Raw genomic sequence first — 323 nt, 5'->3', positions numbered from 1 at the left:
TGCCCATTTTTATGGTGAAGAGCGTTATTATTTCTCCACGATGCCGACAAGAGAGCATTTTAAATGGTATTATGCTTTCTTGATGAAAAAAGCACCTTTTGATCTGAAAACATATGGCGATGATCTTGCTAAATACCGTGGTTGGACGAGAGCGACGATTGATTTCATGTCGCAAGTGTTTTTAGAACTAGAATTGATAAAGCAGCATAATGGATTTATTACCTTAAATGAGGTTAAAAATAAAAAAGATTTATCAGAATCGATCACATACCAGGAAACGCAGGCACATTATGCTCTTGAAGGGGAGTTACTCTATTCATCCG

The 323-nt window shown here is 36.8% G+C and carries 1 protein-coding gene; it reads left to right on the top strand.

Annotated features, from left to right (window positions below; all coding sequences use genetic code 11):
* Window positions 1-323 (top strand): single-stranded-DNA-specific exonuclease C-terminal domain-containing protein (locus PZE06_RS27415; protein ID WP_275792305.1); only part of this gene is annotated, 323 nt, incomplete at both ends.

Origin of the sequence: Robertmurraya sp. DFI.2.37, assembly GCF_029211245.1 — a bacterium.
In the GTDB taxonomy this organism is placed as follows: domain Bacteria; phylum Bacillota; class Bacilli; order Bacillales; family Cytobacillaceae; genus Robertmurraya; species Robertmurraya methanolica_A.
This window is presented reverse-complemented; position numbering and strand designations above follow the sequence as displayed.